At 65.6% G+C, this 15,212-nt stretch carries 14 protein-coding genes; 10 read left to right on the top strand and 4 right to left on the bottom strand.

The window, feature by feature from the left end; all coding sequences use genetic code 11:
• Nucleotides 1-95 precede the first annotated feature (95 nt).
• Nucleotides 96-1,373 (top strand): spinster family MFS transporter, encoded by a 1,278-nt coding sequence (locus V6U71_RS09495; protein WP_411342019.1) that lies wholly within the window; start codon nucleotides 96-98, stop codon nucleotides 1,371-1,373.
• Between the two features lie 15 nt (nucleotides 1,374-1,388).
• Here V6U71_RS09495 and V6U71_RS09490 read toward each other — a convergent pair whose 3' ends face one another.
• Nucleotides 1,389-2,927: an acyl-CoA synthetase gene (locus V6U71_RS09490; protein WP_411342018.1), complete on the bottom strand. Its 1,539-nt coding sequence runs from the start codon at nucleotides 2,925-2,927 to the stop codon at nucleotides 1,389-1,391.
• Nucleotides 2,928-3,050: 123 nt separating this feature from the next.
• On the opposite strand from V6U71_RS09490, the gene V6U71_RS09485 reads away from it, so the two are divergent.
• From V6U71_RS09485 to V6U71_RS09470, 4 genes are read left to right on the top strand one after another with little or no spacing between them, the layout of a single operon-like run.
• A complete protein-coding gene (locus V6U71_RS09485; RefSeq protein WP_411342017.1) occupies nucleotides 3,051-3,359 on the top strand; it encodes a hypothetical protein in 309 nt (102 codons plus the stop codon).
• Between the two features lie 5 nt (nucleotides 3,360-3,364).
• Complete coding sequence (locus tag V6U71_RS09480) at nucleotides 3,365-4,870, top strand: class I adenylate-forming enzyme family protein (protein WP_411342016.1); 1,506 nt, start codon at nucleotides 3,365-3,367, stop codon at nucleotides 4,868-4,870.
• 9 nt (nucleotides 4,871-4,879) lie between these two features.
• A complete protein-coding gene (locus V6U71_RS09475; protein ID WP_411342015.1) occupies nucleotides 4,880-5,872 on the top strand; it encodes an enoyl-CoA hydratase/isomerase family protein in 993 nt (330 codons plus the stop codon).
• Nucleotides 5,869-6,834, top strand: coding sequence for a CoA transferase (locus V6U71_RS09470; protein ID WP_411342014.1), 966 nt, complete (start codon nucleotides 5,869-5,871; stop codon nucleotides 6,832-6,834). Before V6U71_RS09475 ends, V6U71_RS09470 begins: the two co-directional genes overlap by 4 nt.
• A gap of 8 nt (nucleotides 6,835-6,842) precedes the next feature.
• Here V6U71_RS09470 and V6U71_RS09465 read toward each other — a convergent pair whose 3' ends face one another.
• Nucleotides 6,843-7,001 carry a hypothetical protein gene (locus V6U71_RS09465; RefSeq protein ID WP_411342013.1) on the bottom strand — a complete coding sequence of 53 codons (159 nt, stop codon included), beginning with the start codon at nucleotides 6,999-7,001 and terminating at the stop codon, nucleotides 6,843-6,845.
• 12 nt (nucleotides 7,002-7,013) lie between these two features.
• Between V6U71_RS09465 and V6U71_RS09460 the strand changes: the two genes are divergently transcribed.
• Nucleotides 7,014-8,168 carry an amidohydrolase family protein gene (locus V6U71_RS09460; protein ID WP_411342012.1) on the top strand — a complete coding sequence of 385 codons (1,155 nt, stop codon included), beginning with the start codon at nucleotides 7,014-7,016 and terminating at the stop codon, nucleotides 8,166-8,168.
• Here the strand turns inward: V6U71_RS09460 and V6U71_RS09455 are convergent.
• Together V6U71_RS09455 and V6U71_RS09450 are read right to left on the bottom strand one after the other, a co-directional pair.
• Nucleotides 8,165-9,349: a thiolase family protein gene (locus tag V6U71_RS09455; RefSeq protein WP_411342011.1), complete on the bottom strand. Its 1,185-nt coding sequence runs from the start codon at nucleotides 9,347-9,349 to the stop codon at nucleotides 8,165-8,167. The genes V6U71_RS09460 and V6U71_RS09455 overlap by 4 nt on opposite strands.
• Nucleotides 9,346-9,750, bottom strand: a complete 405-nt coding sequence (locus V6U71_RS09450) for a Zn-ribbon domain-containing OB-fold protein (RefSeq protein WP_411342010.1) — start codon at nucleotides 9,748-9,750, stop codon at nucleotides 9,346-9,348. The genes V6U71_RS09455 and V6U71_RS09450 overlap by 4 nt, the downstream gene beginning before the upstream one ends.
• A gap of 103 nt (nucleotides 9,751-9,853) precedes the next feature.
• Between V6U71_RS09450 and V6U71_RS09445 the strand changes: the two genes are divergently transcribed.
• From V6U71_RS09445 to V6U71_RS09430, 4 genes are read left to right on the top strand one after another with little or no spacing between them, the layout of a single operon-like run.
• Nucleotides 9,854-11,167 (top strand): amidohydrolase family protein, encoded by a 1,314-nt coding sequence (locus V6U71_RS09445; protein WP_411342009.1) that lies wholly within the window; start codon nucleotides 9,854-9,856, stop codon nucleotides 11,165-11,167.
• A gap of 14 nt (nucleotides 11,168-11,181) precedes the next feature.
• The gene (locus V6U71_RS09440; protein WP_411342008.1) at nucleotides 11,182-12,462 is read left to right on the top strand and encodes a cytochrome P450; all 1,281 of its coding nucleotides are present in this window, start codon (nucleotides 11,182-11,184) and stop codon (nucleotides 12,460-12,462) included.
• Nucleotides 12,463-12,472: 10 nt separating this feature from the next.
• Entirely contained in the window at nucleotides 12,473-13,948 is a 1,476-nt protein-coding gene (locus V6U71_RS09435; RefSeq protein ID WP_411342007.1) for an aldehyde dehydrogenase family protein, read from the top strand.
• A gap of 24 nt (nucleotides 13,949-13,972) precedes the next feature.
• The gene (locus V6U71_RS09430; protein ID WP_411342006.1) at nucleotides 13,973-15,205 is read left to right on the top strand and encodes a CaiB/BaiF CoA transferase family protein; all 1,233 of its coding nucleotides are present in this window, start codon (nucleotides 13,973-13,975) and stop codon (nucleotides 15,203-15,205) included.
• The last annotated feature ends 7 nt before the right edge of the window (nucleotides 15,206-15,212 follow it).

The following is a 15,212-nucleotide window of genomic DNA, read 5'->3' as shown; positions in this document are numbered from 1 at the left end:
TCTATTGGCGGATAGCGAAGAGAGCCGGCAAACCTTGCCCTTAGCAATGCAGGGCGTTCGATCGCCAACCGGTTCATCGGGGAGGACAGGCGATCATGACGGGCGCGACGACCGAATTTCAGCCGTGGACCCGATTTACCGAGAGGCAGCGCTGGCTCTTCCTCATCGTCCTGTTTCTCATCGCCGTCGCAAGCTATGCCGACCGGCAACTCCTGCCCGTCGTGCTCGAGCATATCCGGCTGGAATATGGTTTGTCCGACCGCATGCTCGGTGCGCTTGGCGGGGCGCCGTTCGCCCTCTGCTATGCCCTGTCCTGCATCCCCTTCGCGCGCGCGGCCGATCATGGCAATCGCAAGCTCTGGCTGATCGTCGCCTTCATGCTGTGGACCGTCATGACGGTCCTCTGCGGGTTCGCCACCTCGCTTGTCTTCCTGTTTATTGCCCGGATGGGCGTCGGCATCGGCGAAGGCGGCGCCGTGCCGGTCAGCCACGCGCTGGTCGCCGACTATTTTCCGCCGGACGCGCGGGCCAAGGCTTTCGCGGTGCTATCCTCTGCCGTCACTTTCGGCGGCACGGTGGCGCTCGTTGCCGGCGGCTGGCTCGCCCATAGCCACGGCTGGCGCATGGCGTTCATCGTGATGGGGGCGGCCTCGCTGCCGATCGCGGTGCTCGCCGCGCTCATCCTGCGCGAACCGCCGCGCCTCCGCGACGAAAGCCCGTCGGGACCGCGCCCGGCCTTCCGGCAGGAAGCTTCGGCACTGGTGAAAAAGCCGTCTTTCCGGTTCATCATCACCGGCTTCACCATCTATTCGCTCTTCGCCTATGGGCCGATCATCTTCATTCCGGCCTATCTGATGCGGGTCATGCAACTCGACGTCGCGGTGGCGGGAACGACCTATGGCATCAGCAGCGGAATCGGCACGATCATCGGTTCGATCGTCGGCGGCATCGTCTGCGACCGGCTCACCCGGCGCGATCCGCGGTGGCTCGTCTGGTGGCCGGCGGGCAGCTATGTCATCGCCATGCCCGTCGCCTGGCTGGCGTTCGGTTCGCAGTCGCTCGCCGGATTCCTCTTTTGGGCCGGGGTGTTGATGGCGCTTCTCTTCGCCGCTCTTCCGGCAGTCTTCGCATCTGTGCAGCATATTTGCGGCCCGACGCGCCGCGCGACCGCTTCGGCCATCGTCATGGCGTCGATCAACGCCATCGGGCTGACGCTGGGACCACTCGCGACGGGCTGGATCAGCGATCTCCTCGCGCCGGACTTCGGCATCCAGAGCCTTCGCTATGCGCTGATGATCATGGCTATCGTACTCGCGCCGGCAGCGATCCTGTTCGCGATGGCGAGCCGGAAGTTCCTTGCCGATAGCGAATGAGTGTGCGTTGGCCGATCAGGCTTTTGGCCAATATCGCGCCCGGATTTCCTGCTTGTAGAGCTTGCCCGTCTCATGACGGGGCAATGCCGGGTCGAAGTCGACCGAACGCGGGCATTTGAGGTGGCTGAGATGCGCCCGGCAATATTCGATGAGCCGCGATGCAAGTTCGGGGCCGGCGTCGTCCCATGATTTCGGTTGCACCACCGCCTTCACCTCTTCGCCCATCTCGGGGTGCGGTACGCCGATCACCGCAGCATCGGCGACCTCGGGATGCAGGATCAGCAGATTTTCTGCTTCCTGCGGATAGATGTTCACGCCGCCCGAGATGATCATGAAGCTCTTGCGATCGGTCAGATAGAGATAGCCGTCGTCGTCGAGGTGCCCGATGTCGCCGAGCGTGCTCCAGCCGGGATGCGCGGGATGGCGCGCATCGCGTGTCTTGGCGGGATCGTTCAGATACTGGAAGTCCCATCCGCCCTCGAAATAGACGAGGCCGTCGTTCCCGGCAGGCACCTCGCCCCCCTCTTCGTCGCAGATATGCAGCGTTCCCCAATCGGCGCGGCCGACCGACCCCGGACGATCGAGCCATTCCTGCGGCGTGATGAAGGTCGATCCGTTCCCTTCCGATCCGCCATAATATTCATAGACGATCGGGCCGAGCCATTCGATCATCTGCCGCTTGATCTCGACCGGACATGGCGCCGCAGCATGAACGATCTTCTGGAGCGAGGAGAGATCGTAACGTGTGCGTACGTCGTCGGGGAGCGCGAGCAGCCGCACGAACATCGTCGGCACCATCTGCATGAAGGTCACCCGGTGCCGCTCGATCAGGCGCAGCACCGCCTCGGCATCGAAGCGCTCCATCACTACCAAAGTCGCGCCGAGCCGGTGCGCGGCCATGCCATAGACCAGCGGTGCGGTGTGATAGAGCGGCGCCGGCGACAGGAGCACGCTCGCTTCGCCGACGCCGTAGCGCCCCGAAATCCGCTCGGCCAGCATATGCGGCGCATCGGCGGCTTCGCCGCTGAGCGGCAGGCGAATCCCCTTCGGCCGTCCGGTCGTTCCCGACGAATAGACAAGGTGATAGCCGGCGGTTTCGTCGGCAATCCTTTCGGCGGGTTGCTCTGCAAGAGCGGCATGCCATGACAGGGCGCCTTCGAGATCGGCGCCGATATCGAAAATCGCTTCGACGCCGGGTGCGAGCACCGCGCGATTCACAAGCGCCGCGGCGGCCGGGACATCGGCGTGGGTGACGAGCAATCGCGAACCGCTGTCGGTCAGGATATAAGCGGCCTCGTCGACCGTGAGTTGGGTCGAAATCGGGCAGATGTAGAGGCCCGCGCGTTGTGCTGCCCAATAGATGTGATAATATTCGAGGCAGTTCTTGAACCAGATCGCGATCGTGTCACCCGCGGCGATGCCGAGTGAACGGAACAGCCGGGCGCCGCGGTTTGCGACCTCCTCGAGCGCCGCATAGCTGGTCGCGCCGCCGTCCGCCGCCATGACGACCGCCGGACGATCGGGCGCGGTTCGTGCGAAATGTCGTGGATGCATCGCAATCCCTTTTCTGTTTCGAGTTATATAACTACGTTTACTTTCTATGTCGATTGACATATTGGCGGACGAACGCCGAGACGGTGGCAAAGCCCAAGGGCAACGGGAAAGGATGGAGAGACAATGGACCTCAAACCGGGTTCGCGCTGGAAAAGCGCGGTATGCGACGCGCAACTGGTCGTCGTGCGCCCGCCGAAAGCCGCCGGCGAGCTGCAGTGCGGCGGCGCGGCAGTACTGCCGATCGACGATGCGGCCGTCCCGACCGGCGACATCAGCCCCGATTTTTCGGACGGAGTCGCGATCGGCAAGCGCTATGTCGACGAGGATAGCGGGCTCGAGGTCCTCGGCGCCAAGGCCGGGCAAGGTTCACTCGCCTTCAATGGCACCGCGATGACGGTCAAGGGCGCCAAGCCGCTTCCCGCTTCGGACTGACCTGCATGCGCACGCCGCTCCTGCTCGATATTGCCGCCGATGCCTGCCCCGATCGCCTCGCGCTCGGCGGTCACGGGAAGGTGCTCGACTTCGACGCCTATCGCGCCCGCGTCAGCCGGGTTGCGGAATGGCTCGCGACCAGGGGCGTGGCGAATACCGCCTTCCTCGGCATGAACGGCGACGCCCTTCCCGTGCTGCTTTTCGCGAGCGGCATGGCCGGAACACCGTTCGTTCCACTCAACTACCGCCTCGCCGACGCCGACCTGAACCGGCTCGTCGCGCGGAGTGCTCCCGCCGTGCTGATCGCCGATGACGCGATGCTGCCGCGCATCGCCCCCGTCGACGGCATCGAACTTATCGCGCGCAGCGCGTTCGAGGCCGAATTCATGACCGGCACCGCACCCGAACGGGTCGATCTGCCCGAAGCCGAAAACGATATCGCGGTGCTGCTGTTCACCAGCGGCACGACCGGCGATCCGAAAGCGGCGGTGCTGCGCCACGCCAACCTGACCTCCTATGTCATGTCGACGGTCGAATTCCTCGGCGCCGGCGAGGAAGAGGCGACGCTGGTGAGCGTGCCATCCTATCATATCGCCGGAATCTCGGCGATCCTGACCGCTGCTTATGGCGGACGGCGCGTTGTCTACCTGCCCGCTTTCACGGCCAAAGACTGGGTCCGCATCGCCGCGGCCGAGCGCATCACCCACGCCATGGTCGTGCCGACGATGCTCGACCGGATTCTCGACGTGATGGACGAGACCGGCGAGGCGCTGCCATCGCTGCGGGCGCTCTCCTATGGCGGCGGCAAGATGCCCGAGCCGGTGATTGCCCGGGCCCTAGGGCAACTACCGCACGTCGATTTCGTCAACGCCTATGGCCTTACCGAAACCAGTTCGACGATCGCGCTGCTCGGTGCCGAGGATCACCGCATCGCCTTTGCCTCCGACGATCCCGCAATCCGCCGCCGCATCGCCTCGGTCGGTCAGCCGCTCCCGAGCATCGAGCTCGAGATCCGCCGCGACGACGGGTCGCCGTGCGGCATTGGCGAGCATGGCGAAATCCACGTCCGCGGCGAACAGGTGTCGGGCGAATATCTGCACAAAAAAGCGATCGCCGACGACGGCTGGTTCGCGACGAACGATGCCGGCTGGCTCGACGAAGGCGGCTATCTCTTCGTCGAGGGGCGGCTGGATGACGTGATCGTGCGTGGCGGCGAGAATATCTCGCCCGGCGAGATCGAGGATCTGCTGCGCAGCTTCGACGATATCGCCGATTGCGCCGTCCTCGGGATTCCGTGCGAGAAATGGGGCGAGAAGGTCGTCGCGGTGATCGTGTCGCGATCGGGTTCGCCCGACACGGGCGCGATGGCGGCGATGATCAGGAGCCGGCTTCGCTCGACCAAGACGCCCGAACAATGGTTCTGCCGCCGCGAGCTTCCTTACAACGAGACAGGAAAGCTGCTCCGCCGCGTCCTCAAGGCCGAACTGGCGGAAGAGGTTTGCGCCGGATAGGAAGGCGCGATGACGATTGCCGACCATCTCGACGCCGACCGGCTCTCCGCCCCGGGCGGCGCGCCGGTTCTGGTCGTCGACGCCGCGACATGGCAGCGCCCCGTTGCGCCGATCCAGGCGGCGGTCATCGGCCTCGACCCCGATGGCGCCCTGCCGTTGGTCGCCACAGACGATTTCGATTTGCTGGTGACCGCGACGGAGAATGCGCCACGCCCGTGGGTATCGGTCGGCAAACAGCGTTTCGATAAATCGGTAGCACAGCTAACCGACGCCGCGCACGCCAACCCGCTGGCCGCCACCATTGCGGCGCAGGTGTTGCGGCTGACGGCGAAGCTGCCGCTTTCCGATGCATTGGCGGTCGAATCGCTTGCCTATTCGGCGCTGCTCGGCGGCGAAGAATTCCGGCGCTGGCGGGCTCGCTCCGCGCCCGACGCGCCCACCCTGCCGCCGGTCGAGCCGGTAATCGCCGCACGGCAGGACGACCGCCTCACGCTGACCCTAAACGATCCCGCGAACCGCAACGCGATGACAGCCATAATGCGCGATGCGCTGTACGAAGCGCTCGCCAATGCGCTCGACGATCCGACGAGGCCCGCCGTGACCCTGCAGGGCGCGGGACGCTGTTTTTCGACCGGCGGCGCGCTGGCCGAGTTCGGAACCGCGACCGACCTCGCCGAAGCACATGCGGTGCGGATGCTGCATAGTTGCGCCCGCGCGCTCGACGCGCTGGGAGAGCGGGGAACGGTGCGGCTGCACGGCGCCTGTGTGGGATCGGGGATCGAGGTCGCGGCGGCCGCCCATCACCGCATCGCGGCATCCGATGCATGGTTCCAGCTTCCCGAACTGGCGATGGGACTGATCCCCGGCGCGGGCGGCACCGCAACGGTCGCGCGAGCGATCGGACGGCATCGCAGCTACTGGATGCTGCTGTCGGGAAAACGGATAGACGCGCGGATTGCGAGCGAATGGGGTCTGATCCACGCGATCGAGGACGCCGCATGACCGCCCTGCTCGACGCGGTCGCCGCCGCCGGCAAGCGGCTGGTCGCGGCAGCGGACGGAAAGATCGCTTTCGACGCGCGGCAGGCCTTGTCACGCGACGAAGACCTTGCGCTGCAAGAACCCGGCCTGTGGTCGCCGAACCGGCATTGCCGGCTGGTCGCGTGCAGCGACGGTTGGCTGGCGGTCTCGCTGGCGCGCGACGACGACCGCGACCTCGTTCCCGCGTGGACCGGCGCGTCGTTCGACACCGACCCGTGGAGTGCCGTTATCGCTGCCGCGGCCGACCGCTCTGCCGGACAGATGGCGGCCGCCGCGCAAGCCCTCCATCTCCCCGTCGCGATTGTCGGCGAGGCGGCACCCGTAACGCTACCGGAATTACCTGTCGGCGCAGCCCGGGACGGCGTGGTCGTCGATCTCTCGGCGCTGTGGGCGGGCCCCTATTGCGCCGGACTGCTCGCCGAAGCCGGTCATGGCGTGGTGAAGATCGAGAGCCCGGGGCGACCGGATCCGACATCGCACCATATGCCGGCGCTCGACGCCCGGCTCAACGGCGCCAAGCAGCGCGTGACGATGGCACTCGACGATCCCGACCTGATCGCGACGATCGGGCGTGCCCGCGTGTTGGTCACCGCGGCGCGGCCGCATGCGCTCGCGCGCCTTGGGCTGGATGAAGCCAGCTTGTTCGCGCGCAACCCCGGACTCCTTTGGGTCGCGATCACCGCACATGGCTGGCGCGGCGCGGCGGCGATGCGCGTCGGCTTCGGCGACGATTGCGCCGCGTCGGGCGGGTTGGTGCGCTGGCTGGACGGAACGCCCAATTTCATCGGCGACGCCCTGGCCGATCCGCTGACGGGGCTCACCGCGGCAACCCTCGCGCTCGAGGCGATGGCCGATGGAAGAAGCGGTTTGCTCGACGTACCGCTGGCCGGCACCGCGGCGCATTTTGCCGAGGCGATCGCATGAGCGCATCGTTAGATCTGCTTATCCGCAATGCCCGTGACGCCGATGGGCGCGCGCTTTCGGTCGGCATGCGGAACGGGCGGATTGCGGCGGTGGGAAGCGAAGTTGCCGGAGCGGGCGCGGAGATCGACGCACGCGGTCAGGTTATTGGCCCGGGACTTCACGATCATCACCTGCACCTGTTGGCGACTGCAGCGCGCATGGAGTCGGTGGACCTTGCCGGCGCCCGCGACACCGATACCATAATCGCGCGCCTGCGGGCCGGAGCGGGGCCGCCGGGCGAATGGGTGCGCGCGATCGGCTATGACGAGCGGGCCGCAGGATTGCCCGATCGCGTGCGGCTCGACACATGGCTACCCGATCGGCCGCTGCGGCTGCAGGACCGCACCGGCGGCTACTGGATCCTCAACAGTGCCGGTCTGGCGAAGCTCGGCGAAGCGCCGTTTCCTCCCTGCGTCGAATGCGATGCCGATGGGCGCGCGAACGGGCGTATCCGGCGCGGCGATGCGTGGCTGCGCGAACGGATCGGGGGTTCGCCGCCGTCGCTGGCGGCGTTGGGCGACCGGCTGGCGCGATGGGGCGTGACCGGCGTGACCGACGCGGGCGCGGCCAACGGCGCCGAAGAAGCCGCGATTCTTGCCGGTGCGATGCCGCAGCGACTGACGATCATGGGGACCGAGGCGCTGCCACCGGGCGATGGCTATGTGCTGGGCGCGGTCAAGCTGCTGCTCGACGAAGACGACCTGCCACCGGTCGCGACGGTGGCATCGCGGATCGCTTCGGCGCGCGCGCTGGGCCGCGCGGTCGCGGCGCATTGCGTGACGTTGGGCGAACTGCTCTTCTATCTCGAAGCGCTCGCGATGGCGGGCGGTGCGTGTCCCGGCGACCGGATCGAGCATGGCGGGATGATCGCCGCAAGCCTGATTGCCGACATTGCCGCGGCGGGCCTGATCGTCGTCACCCAGCCAAATTTCATCCACGACCGCGGCGACCGCTATCTCGAACAGCTCGACCCCCATGAACTTTGCGATCTGTACCGGCTAGGGTCCCTGCAGCGCGGGGGCATCGAGGTGCGCGCGGGATCCGATGCGCCTTATGGCGATGCCAATCCGTGGATCGCGCTGCGCGCCGCCACCGACCGTTTGACCCGCGGCGGCAGAATCATTGGCGCGGACGAAGCCATCGACCGGGCAGCGGCGCTGGCGCTCTATCAGGCCGGACCGCTGGCGGTCGGCGCCGCCGCCGATCTCATCCTTTACGATTGGCCCGATGACCCCGCCGCACTGGGACGCGTTGGCCTGACCCTGATCGGCGGCAAGATCGTCTGGCAAGCCTAATCGCGGACGAGCAGCATGGCTCCGGCGAGCGGGCCGCCCGAAGTCGAGGTGGCGCAGACTTGCGGATCGCCCTTCACCTGCCGCGCCTCCGCCCGGCCCCAGAGTTGCGTGCAGGCTTCATGGACGGCGCCATAGGCGTGGAGGCGACCGCCCGACATGGCGCCACCGCCGGTGTTGACGGGCAGATCGCCATCGAGCGCGATGCGGTGCCCGCCGTCGATAAAGTCCTTGGCACCATGAAGCTCGCAGAAGCCGAAATTTTCGAGCCAGTTGATCGTGTGGAAGCTGAAGCCGTCGTAGAGCTGGGCGATGTCGACGTCGGCGGGCTTGAGGTCGGTGCGCGACCACATCATCTCGGCAACCTTCGGCTGCGCCTGCGTGTCGAGTTCGGCGAGTTGGGTCCAGCTGTTGCGGTAGCGCATCGACGAGCCGATCGCCTCGATCCGGATCGGCGGGTTCCGCAAGGTCCGCGCGACATCCATGCGCGAGACGATGATCGCGGCGGCGCCATCGATCGGCACGTCGCAGTCGTAGAGGCGCAGCGGCGTCGCGATCAGCGGCGAGGCGAGATAATCGTCGATGGTGATCGGCGTCTTGTAGATCGCCTTGGGGTTGAGCGCGGCGTTGCGGCGCTGGTTGACCGCGATTTGGCCCACCTGGTCGGGTCGGATGCCGCTCTTGTGGACATAGAGGTTGAAGAAGAGCGCCTGCTGGAGCGCGGCGGCATAGGTGTAATAGGGGGTGTACCAGGAAAAGGGCCCGGCCTGCCGCTGACCTTCGCGGAGCAGCGAATTGGCATAGGCCGTCTTGCGTGCCGTTGCTTCGTACATGGTGCGGAAAATGAGGACGTTGCGGCAGAGCCCGGCGGCGATCGCGCCGATCGCGTTGAAGACCGCGCCATATTGGCCGGGCGCCTCGCCGCCGCCGCCGTACCAACCGACCTCGAGCCGCAACGCATCCTGCAAGGCCGCGCAGCCGACGGGCGAGAAGCCCGAGCCATCGGCGCGCTCGCCGGGCCAGGTCGCGATGCCGTCGATGTCGGCGCGGGTGAGGCCGGCGTCGGCGATGGCTTCGAGCGCGGCGTCGACGGTGAGCGCGAGCGGGGACTTGTCGGCGCCGCGCGAGACGTCGGACATGCCGACCCCGGTGATCGCGCTATTCTTTTCGGCGAAACGCGTCATGCCGTCACCGGGCGGAAGAGCGGAACCCAGAGGTCTTCCGCCTGTTCGAAGACGACCTCGACCTCCATGTTGAAATCCACCTTGTCGACGTCGCATTCGACGATGTTGCAGGGGATGCGGACATCGTCCTGTTCCGCGATGGCGACGAGCGCGAGCACATAGGGATCGGAGAGATCCGGCACCCACGCCTTGTGGTTGATGGTGAAGGTCACCACCCTGCCCCGCCCCGACACCGCCTGCGGCGCCACGTCGCGGCTCTCGCAGCGCGGGCAGAAGGGTACCGGCGGATGGACGAAATATTCGCAGGACGCGCAGCGATGGATCGCGAGCTTCCCTTCGCGGCCCCAGGTCCAATAGGCTTCATTGTCCCGGTCGATAACCGGCAGCGTTCGCGCGACCATCAGCACCTCCCACTTATTTAACTATGTCATAAGCCAAGAGTTGACACATCGTCAATTTTTGCGATGATGAGGCCAACAACAAACCATTGAGAGGAGAGTCGCCATGCAGATGGACGACATGGTGATCATCAGCGTCGACGATCATGCGGTCGAGCCGCCCGAGGCCTTCATCCGCCACTATCCCGAGGGGAAGAAGGACCGCGCGCCGCGCATCGTCCAGGACAATGGCAAGGACATCTGGTCGTGGAACGGCCAGCGCTTCCCCACCATCGGCCTCAACGCCGTCGTCGGCCGCCCGCGCAGCGAATATGGCATGGAGCCGAGTGCCTTCGAGCAGCTCCGCCCCGGAACCTATGACCCAAAGCTGCGCGTCGACGACATGAACGCCAATGGCGTACTCGCGTCGCTGAACTTCCCGACGATGCCGAGCTTTGCCGGCGGCACCTTCGTCACCATGGCGCAGAAGGATCCCGAGGAGGCGCTGCTCGCCTGCCGCGCGTGGAATGACTGGCATGTGCAGGAATGGTGCGCCGCGGCCCCCGGCCGCTTCATTCCGATGTGCCTCATTCCGATGTGGAACATGGACGACACGCTCGCCGAGCTGAAGCGGATGAGCGACCTTGGCGTCCATGCGGTCAGCTTCTCGGACAATCCGGCCAACATCGGGCTGCCAAGCATCCATAATGAATATTGGGAGCCGTTCTGGAAGGCTTGTTCCGACTACAAGATGGTCATCAATTGCCATATCGGCACCGGCGCGCGCGCGCTGCATCCGTCGAGCGAAAGCCCGATCGACGCGTGGATCACCGCGATGCCGATCTCGATCGCCAATTCAGCTGCTGACTGGACGTTCGCCAAATTCTGGCAGCGCTATCCCGACCTGCGCATGGCGCTGAGCGAAGGCGGCATCGGCTGGATTCCCTATTTCCTCGAACGCGCCGACTTCACGCACGAGCATCATCACGAATGGACCTTCACCGACTTCAATGGCGAACGGCCGTCGGACCTGTTCAAGCGGCACATCATATGCTGCTTCATCGACGATCAGTTTGGGGTGAAGAACCTCGATTATATGAACACCGACATGGTCGCCTATGAATGCGATTATCCGCATTCGGATACGGTGTGGCCCAATGTCCCCGAGTATCTGTGGGCGTCGGTCAACGGGCTCGACAAGACCATCATCGACAAGATCACCCACCTCAATGTGATGCGCGAATATAGCTTCGACGCTTTCGCGCTCAACGGCGGGCGCGAGAATTGCACCGTCGGGCACCTGCGCGAACTGGGCAAGGACGTCGATGTCAGCCCCCGGCACAATCTCGGCGGGCTCAAGACCGACAGCATGGACGCGATCGGCAAGGCGCGGCGACCGGTGACGTCGGGCGACATCGAACGCATGTTCGCCTCGGCCTGAGCGGAGGACGACCGATGACCGAGACGACGCTCTCCCGCTGTCCGATCGCGCATGCCCCGGCGGACGCTCCGCCGGTGCCCGCGCATGTACCGCCCGATCGGGTGCTCGACACGCGCTTTGCGCAGGGGCAGATCGCCTATGACCTGCCCGACCCTTATGCGCCGTCGGACGTGATGCGCGACCCCGAGGTACCGCGCATCCTATACTATCCCTGGCCGACGAGCGGGCGCCAGCATGGCGCGTGGACAGTGTCGCATTATGAGGACATCCGCCGCGTCTATGAGGACAACGAGATATTCTCGACCGAGGGTGCGGCGCAGTTCCAAGCGCTGGCGGGCGAGACCTTTCCGTCGATCCCGCTCGGCATCGATCCGCCCGACCATGGCCGCTACCGCAAGTTCCTGAACCCCTGGTTCACGCCCGTGGCGATGAACGACATGGAGCCCAAGATCCGCGCGATCGTGACCGAGATGATCGATGCGGTGGTGGGGGATGGCGAGGTCGACATCGCCTATGACTTCGGGCGCATCTATCCGGTGCGGGTGTTCCTGAACCTGATGGGTTTCCCCTTCAGCATGTTCGACCAGTTCCTCGAATGGGAATATGCGATCCTGCACAACCCCGACATCGGCGCGAAGGCCGAGGCGGTGAAGGGCATCCTCGCCTATCTGCGCGGCTTCATCGCCGAAAAGCAGGCGAACCCCGACGAGACTTTGGGCAGCTATATCGCCAATGGCCAGATGGACGGCCAGCCGCTGACCCCCGACGAGACGATCGGCATGACCTGGTTCCTGTGGCTCGGCGGGCTCGACACCGTCGCGTCGACGATCAGCCAGATGTTCCGCCGCATGGCGCTCGACACTGAACTCCAGGCGCACATCCGCGCCAATCCGGAGATCATCAACAGCGCGGTCGAGGAATTTTTGCGCGTCCAGCCGCTCGTCAACAGCGGGCGGCGGATCAAAAAGGACTTCACCTGGCACGGCGTCGAGCTGAAGGAAGGCGACTGGATCGCCTGCATCAACAGTTCGGGCAATTTCGACGAAAAGCAGTTCACCTGCCCGCGCGATTTCGACCCCGAGCGCAAGAACAACCGCCATTTCACGCTGATCGGCGGGGTCCATATCTGCCTCGGCGCGCATCTGGCGCGGCGCGAGCTGCGCGTGCTGCTCGCCGAATGGCTGTCGCGGGTGCCGCCCTTCCGCCTGAAACCCGGCGCCGATACCACGGTGATCCCGGGACTGCTGTCGATCCGCAACCTGCCGATCGTCTGGGACGCCAAAGCCGTTTCATAAGGATAACAACATGGCTTTCTTGAAATATGACGACGCCATTTATGTCGGCGGCGAATGGCAGAAGACCGACCAACGCGAGGCGGTGATCAACCCCGCCGACGAAAGCCTGCTGATCGAGGCCCCCGTCGGCAGCGCAGCGCAAGTCGACGCGGCGATCGGCGCGGCGCGGACGGCGTTCGACCAGGGCGATTGGGCCTATATGCTCGTGACCGAGCGGCAGGCGGTGCTGACGCGCTTCCTGAACGCGCTCGACGCGCGCAAGGGCGAGATCGTCGACATGATCGTGGCGGAGGCTGGCGCGACGCGGATGCTCGCGGAATTCCTGCAGTACGGTATCCCGATGAAGCACGCGCGGCGGACCGTGGAGGTCGCCTCGCGCCCCGCGGTGTCGTCGCTGCCGGTTGAGCTGACCCCCAATGCGCTCGGCCGCACGACGCTGGGCACCGGGGTGGTGAGCCGCGAGCCCGTGGGTGTGGTCGCGGCGATCTCGCCGTACAACTTCCCCTTCTTCCTCAATATCGGCAAGGTGATCCCCGCACTCGCGGTCGGCTGCACCGTGGTGCTCAAGCCCTCGCCCTATACGCCGATGCAGGCGTTGATCCTCGGCGAGATCGCCGACGAGGTCGGGCTGCCCAAGGGCGTGCTGAGCATCGTCACCGGCGATATCGCGACGGGCCAGTTGCTGACGACCGATCCGCGCGTTGACCTTGTCCACTTCACCGGGTCCGACAAGGTCGGATCGATGATCCAGGCGCAGGCGGCGCCGACGCTGAAGCGCATCGTGATGGAGCTCGGCGGCAAGTCGGCGCTGATCGTGCGCGCCGACGCCGACATCGCCAAGGCCGCAGCGGCGGGGATCATGGGCTTTACCACGCATGGCGGCCAGGGCTGCGCACTCACCACGCGGCACCTCGTTCACAACAGCGTCCGCCCGCAGTTCGTCAAGGCGATGAAAGCGATGCTCGGCCATCTCAAGATCGGCAATCCCATTGACCCCAGCGTCAATTACGGCCCGCTGATCCGCGAAGTCGCGAGGCGGCGCACCGAGGATTATGTCGCGATCGCGCAGGACGAGGGCGCGACGCTCGTCGCGGGCGGCAAGCGGCCCGAGGGGCTCGACAAGGGCTATTATTACGAGCCGACCCTGTTCGACAATGTGAAGAACGACAGCCGGATCGCGCAGGAAGAAGTGTTCGGGCCGATCGGCGCGGTCATCGGCTTCGACGACGATGCCGAGGCTATCGCGATGGCGAACGACAGCGATTTTGGCCTGTCGGGCGCGATCTACTCGGCCGATGCCGGCGAAGCCTATCGCATGGCGCTCAAGATCCGCACCGGCGGGGTGTCGATCAACGGCGGCGCGGGCACGATGCAGTCCGACGCGCCTTTCGGAGGGATCAAGCGCTCGGGCTACGGCCGCGAATATGGCGAGGATGGCCTCAACGAATTCACCTATCAAAAGGTGATCAGCTTTCACGCTGAATAAGAGCCAAAAGGGAGAGACACGGCGATGACAAAGGTCATGGAGGGCATCCGCGTCCTCGAGGTTGCGCAATTCACTTTCGTGCCCGCCGCGGGCGGCGTGATGACCGACTGGGGCGCCGATGTGATCAAGATCGAGCATCCGGTGCGCGGCGATGCGCAACGCGGCATCCAGATGCTGCAGCGGCTCGCGGTCAACCCGCAGCGCTCGTCGCTGATGCAGCATCCGAACCGGGGCAAGCGCAGCGTCGGAATCGATATCTCGACCGAGGAAGGCCGCGAACTGCTCTATGAGATCGCAAAGACCGCCGACGTCTTCCTGACCAATTACCTGCCCTCGGCGCGGCAGAAATTGAAGATCGACATCGAGCATATCCGCGCGGCGAACCCCGACATCATCTATGTCCGCGGCAGCGCCTTTGGCGACAAGGGGCCCGAGCGCGACAAGGGCGGCTTCGACAGCACGGCCTATTGGGCACGCGGCGGATCGGCTGTGCTGGTGACGCCCAAGGCGCTCGACGGCCCGCTGACGCAGCCGGGGCCAGCCTATGGCGACACGATCGGCGGCATGAACATCGCGGGCGGCATCGCCGCGGCGCTGTTCCACCGCGAACGCACCGGCGAGGCGACCGAGGTCGATGTCTCGCTGCTGTCGTCGGGCATCTGGGCGACCGCCTGTTCGGTCGACGTCGCGATGGAACTGGACAAGGATCCGTTCGAGAATCTGATGCCCGGCGGCGGCCAGTCGGTCGGCACCAATCCCTTCATGGGGGTGTTCAAGACCTCGGACGGCAAGTTCATCAACCTGACCGTGCTGTCGCCCGGCCCCTATATCGACGATGTGTTCGGGCACCTCGGCATTCCCGAGGCCGCACAGGATGAGCGTTTCTCGACCGCCGAGGCGATCATGGCCAATGCAGCGGACGCCTATCCGCTGGTCAAGGCGGCAATCGCGGCGCAGAGCTTCGATTACTGGTGCCAGCATCTGAAGTCCATGAAGGGGCAATGGGCGGCCTATCAGTCGGTGCACGATGTCGCGAGCGACGAGCAGGTGCTGGCGAACGACCTGATTTTCGAGGTCGAATCCGCCGACGGCGGTGCGCCGATCCGCCTCGTCGCGAACCCGGTGCAGTTCAACCATGCGGGGGTCGAGAACACCCGCGCGCCCGAAGCGTCCGAGCATACCGAACTCTTCCTGATGGAACTGGGGCTAGACTGGGATCGCATCGAGGATCTGAAGAACCGCAAGGCAATCGCCTGAGCGCGGA

This window comes from Sphingopyxis sp. J-6 (assembly GCF_046603995.1).
In the GTDB taxonomy this organism is placed as follows: Bacteria; Pseudomonadota; Alphaproteobacteria; order Sphingomonadales; family Sphingomonadaceae; genus Sphingopyxis.
The sequence above is the reverse complement of the archived record's forward strand: the minus strand, read 5'-3'. Positions and strand labels throughout refer to the sequence as shown.

Bases quoted from the DNA above. Each gene is read 5' to 3' on its own strand.
- V6U71_RS09440 (WP_411342008.1), top strand. From the start codon at position 11,182: ATGACCGAGACGACGCTCTCCCGCTGTCCGATCGCGCATGCCCCGGCG.
- V6U71_RS09465 (WP_411342013.1), bottom strand. From the start codon at position 7,001: ATGATCGTGAAGTCCCGGGCCAATAACCTGACCGCGTGCGTCGATCTC.
- V6U71_RS09445 (WP_411342009.1), top strand. From the start codon at position 9,854: ATGCAGATGGACGACATGGTGATCATCAGCGTCGACGATCATGCGGTC.
- V6U71_RS09485 (WP_411342017.1), top strand. From the start codon at position 3,051: ATGGACCTCAAACCGGGTTCGCGCTGGAAAAGCGCGGTATGCGACGCG.
- V6U71_RS09490 (WP_411342018.1), bottom strand. From the start codon at position 2,927: ATGCATCCACGACATTTCGCACGAACCGCGCCCGATCGTCCGGCGGTC.
- V6U71_RS09495 (WP_411342019.1), top strand. From the start codon at position 96: ATGACGGGCGCGACGACCGAATTTCAGCCGTGGACCCGATTTACCGAG.
- V6U71_RS09480 (WP_411342016.1), top strand. From the start codon at position 3,365: ATGCGCACGCCGCTCCTGCTCGATATTGCCGCCGATGCCTGCCCCGAT.
- V6U71_RS09450 (WP_411342010.1), bottom strand. From the start codon at position 9,750: ATGGTCGCGCGAACGCTGCCGGTTATCGACCGGGACAATGAAGCCTAT.
- V6U71_RS09435 (WP_411342007.1), top strand. From the start codon at position 12,473: ATGGCTTTCTTGAAATATGACGACGCCATTTATGTCGGCGGCGAATGG.
- V6U71_RS09475 (WP_411342015.1), top strand. From the start codon at position 4,880: ATGACGATTGCCGACCATCTCGACGCCGACCGGCTCTCCGCCCCGGGC.
- V6U71_RS09470 (WP_411342014.1), top strand. From the start codon at position 5,869: ATGACCGCCCTGCTCGACGCGGTCGCCGCCGCCGGCAAGCGGCTGGTC.
- V6U71_RS09455 (WP_411342011.1), bottom strand. From the start codon at position 9,349: ATGACGCGTTTCGCCGAAAAGAATAGCGCGATCACCGGGGTCGGCATG.
- V6U71_RS09430 (WP_411342006.1), top strand. From the start codon at position 13,973: ATGACAAAGGTCATGGAGGGCATCCGCGTCCTCGAGGTTGCGCAATTC.